This window comes from Pseudoflavonifractor phocaeensis, assembly GCF_016901735.1.
Taxonomy (GTDB): domain Bacteria; phylum Bacillota; class Clostridia; order Oscillospirales; family Oscillospiraceae; genus Pseudoflavonifractor_A.
The window spans coordinates 1-3,116 of sequence record NZ_JACLZC010000121.1; the positions used below are offsets into that span (position 1 = coordinate 1).

Below are 3,116 nucleotides of genomic sequence, written 5' to 3' on the forward strand. Positions count from 1 at the left end.
AGAGCTTGCGGAAGATACGGCCACTCAGAGAGCCGGTAGGAACCTTATCGAAATCAAAGGAGACCAGCGGGGCGTTGAGGGCGGCGCGGTTCTGGGCGCGCTTGCCGAAACAGCGGTCGATCCAATCGTTGCCCGGAGCGGCCCAGGGCTGGGGCGCTTTGCCCTTGGGGAGGGGGCCATAGGCGGCCAGTTCCTTGCGCTCAATCTCGGGGAGGAAGAGGGCGTCACAGCCGCGCACCAGCTCGTTATATACCTGATTGGTGGTAAGCCCCAGCTTCTGCACCCACTCGTCCACGATGGGCTTGGTGAGGACCACCTTGTCACGGCCCACGCAGCCCTGGAAACGATGATAAAATCCTGCGGCCAGGTAGGTGGCCATCTGGGTGGTGGGGACCTCGGCGGCAGCAGCGCCCAGCAGATGGTAAACGCGATTTACGTTATGGCCGCCGGGCAAAAGCGCCATGCCGTGGGTGACGTTGGCCAGGTGACCGCGCATGGTCAGACCCTTGTCGTCGCCGGACGCGGCGCTGTCCAGCTCCACGTCGGCCAGATAGGCCATGACAGTGTCGGCGGCCAGATGGGTGGCATAGCGGAAGCCGTCGGGCAGGAAAGTGCTGTCCGGCTCGGTGGCCGAGATCAAGTGGCACATATCCACGGGAGGCTCCTGGGTATCCACGGTAAAGGAGCCATAGTTCTGGGAAAAGTGGTCGTGGACCCGACGCAAATCCATGTGGTAGTCCAGCTCTTTGAGGGTGGCATAGCTGTTGGCAAAGTTGTCCTCCACCAAGGAAGCGGCACCGGCCAATCCCGGTTCGGAAATCACCACGTCGGGCAGGAAGAAGAAGCCCATAATGTTGCCAAAAGAGGACCAGCCGAGGTCCTCCAGGGCCTTACGGACGATGTAGCAGGTATCTAACAAGCAGCCGGAGCCGGTGCCGCCCGAGGTGCCGGCAAAGATGTAGATATCCAGAATAGGGCTCTGGAGGCCCCTGAGAGCGGCGACACATTTTTCCTCAATTTTGACCTTGAGCGCGGCGGCCTTGCTGACAAGCAGATAGCGGCCCACCTGCCGGACCCCACCGGATCCTACGGGAAAGCGCAGGGAGTTGATGCGGTCAATGTCCATCCAGTTGAGGGTGGGATTGGCTTTGATGACGTCCTTTCCGCTCAGCGCCGCCCTCAGATGAGGATTAGAGATGGAGAAGAACTCGGAGAACTTGTTCAGCCGGGCCTTGCCGCGCATACCGTCGATCTCGGTCTCGTCGGAGTCGATGGCCAGGAACTGGATGTGGTCATAGTGAGGAATGGGTTCACCCGGATTATCGGGCTCCAGCTGCTGATAGACCTTGCGCTTGAGCTCGGCCAGGGCGGCGATACCGGTACCGCCGATGCCGATGGCCACCGCCGCCGCGCCGCCATACTGTTTGGACTGCTGACAAGCGGGAATAATGCCTCCGCCATATTGGAGCAACAGAGAATCGTAAGTCATACAAACGCCCTCTTTCTCAATAAAACATACATGATTTAGAAGCAGAATACAACATCTATTTCAATAAACGTGCAAAAAATTACGTTATCACTGTTTCAGGAAAAAAGAGAAGAAGCCGTTATCCTCCGCAATCGGACGCCAGGTGTTGGAGAGAGCATCCCATACATACATATCGATGGTCAGAGGAACCCACTGGTGGATGCTGGGCGCCCAACCGAAGTTGGGATTGTTGTTTTCGTACACATTAGAGATAACGTCTGCCGTCGTACACCGTCCACACCTTGGGCTGGGGGGCGGGGTCATCCTTCCCGTTTGGAACGATCCCACTATGCCACTCTTCCTCGGAAAATTTTTCATGGAACTGAGCAATACAGCGGACCAGACCCAGATAGAACCGGAACAAGCTGTTTCTTTCCTCTTTGGGGTAGCCAGAGAGGGATTCACGCAGCCTTTCAAGCGCATATTTGTCCCATTCCTGCTCCAGAATATAGCCGATGATATTGTCGCCCGGCTGCAAAAGGGCCTTGCGGCGCTCCCGAATCAGTTCATCCAGCTCCTGGCGGGGCTGCTCCTCCGGCGAGAGGGAACGGTAGGTCAGGAAGGCCTGATAGAGGGGGTAGTCCTTGGCGTACCTCATCTCTTCCTCATTCTGAGAGAAGATCAGGTCTACTTCCATGTCGCTGCTGATATAGGTATAGAGAATGCAGGAGATCTTTTCATGGTAGACCTTGTCGTCTTTGACATAGTAACAGGGATTACCGCAGTCGTTGATACAACGAAGGACACCGTAGAAGAGCAGGTCGGTAAAGAAGCCGAGGTCCGCATCATAACCATCATACTCACACTCAATGTCATTGAGGGTGTGAATTGCCCGTTGCAGGTCATCCCGTTTTTGCAATTCCGCCCGGACGATCCGCTGGAGCATGGGGGCGGCGAGGAAATGATCTTTCCGCACCCGGAGAACCGCCTTTTCTCCCAGCTTGGGATCGCCGTCGTTTTTGAGGAGAACCTCTGCCTGCCCCATACCGGGCTTGTGAATGTCCTCCAGCTGCTGCTTCAGGGCCTCCCGACGCTGTTGCAACATACCGCGCTGGAACAGACCGTCCCTCATAAAGTCGTCCAAGGTGTAAGAGGGGATCTCTATCGGTCCGGTTTGGAGGATTACATAGGAATAGTTGTGGTTTCGGCAGATAATACCGGCCTGTTCTCCCGCATCGTAGAGCGCCAGTGTGTCTTTTCCGTCCGGGTACAGGTCCGGCGCTTTGGAGTAGGGCACGGGTACGGGGAGGAGGCTCCGCCAATCCTTTTCACCTGAGCCGTCGTTTCCCCGTCCGGTATAGGCGTAGAGGTGGATCCCCGCGCCGGAGTATTTGTGAGCGGTCTGATCATAGGCGTCTTTCAGCATTTTGATACCTTCATAGGCATAGAGGGGCACGCCGGAGAAGAAACGCAGGGCAAAGATACGGCCTTTCAGGCTGGTTTTGCGTACCATATACTCGCTGTGGGAATGTTTGAAGTTGTCGGCGGCATTGCACACGGCGATGGTACTGCGGGGGACCGAAATGCTGCTGGCCTGGAAGGTAACGGCGGGGTTATCCAGAGCAAAAGTGGGATTGCACCAGAACAT

3 protein-coding genes are annotated in these 3,116 nt (G+C 56.7%); all 3 read right to left on the reverse strand.

The annotated features are described in order from the left end of the window. The coding region (locus H7U37_RS14630) for a tubulin-like doman-containing protein (protein ID WP_204876871.1) at positions 1-1,489 on the reverse strand (1,489 nt) is incomplete at its 3' end. A gap of 87 nt (positions 1,490-1,576) precedes the next feature. Then, on the reverse strand, positions 1,577-1,732 hold the full coding sequence (locus H7U37_RS14635) for a hypothetical protein (RefSeq protein ID WP_204876872.1): 156 nt from the start codon (positions 1,730-1,732) through the stop codon (positions 1,577-1,579). Position 1,733: 1 nt separating this feature from the next. Continuing rightward, a partial coding sequence (locus tag H7U37_RS14640; RefSeq protein ID WP_204876873.1) for a hypothetical protein occupies positions 1,734-3,116 on the reverse strand: 1,383 nt, incomplete at its 5' end.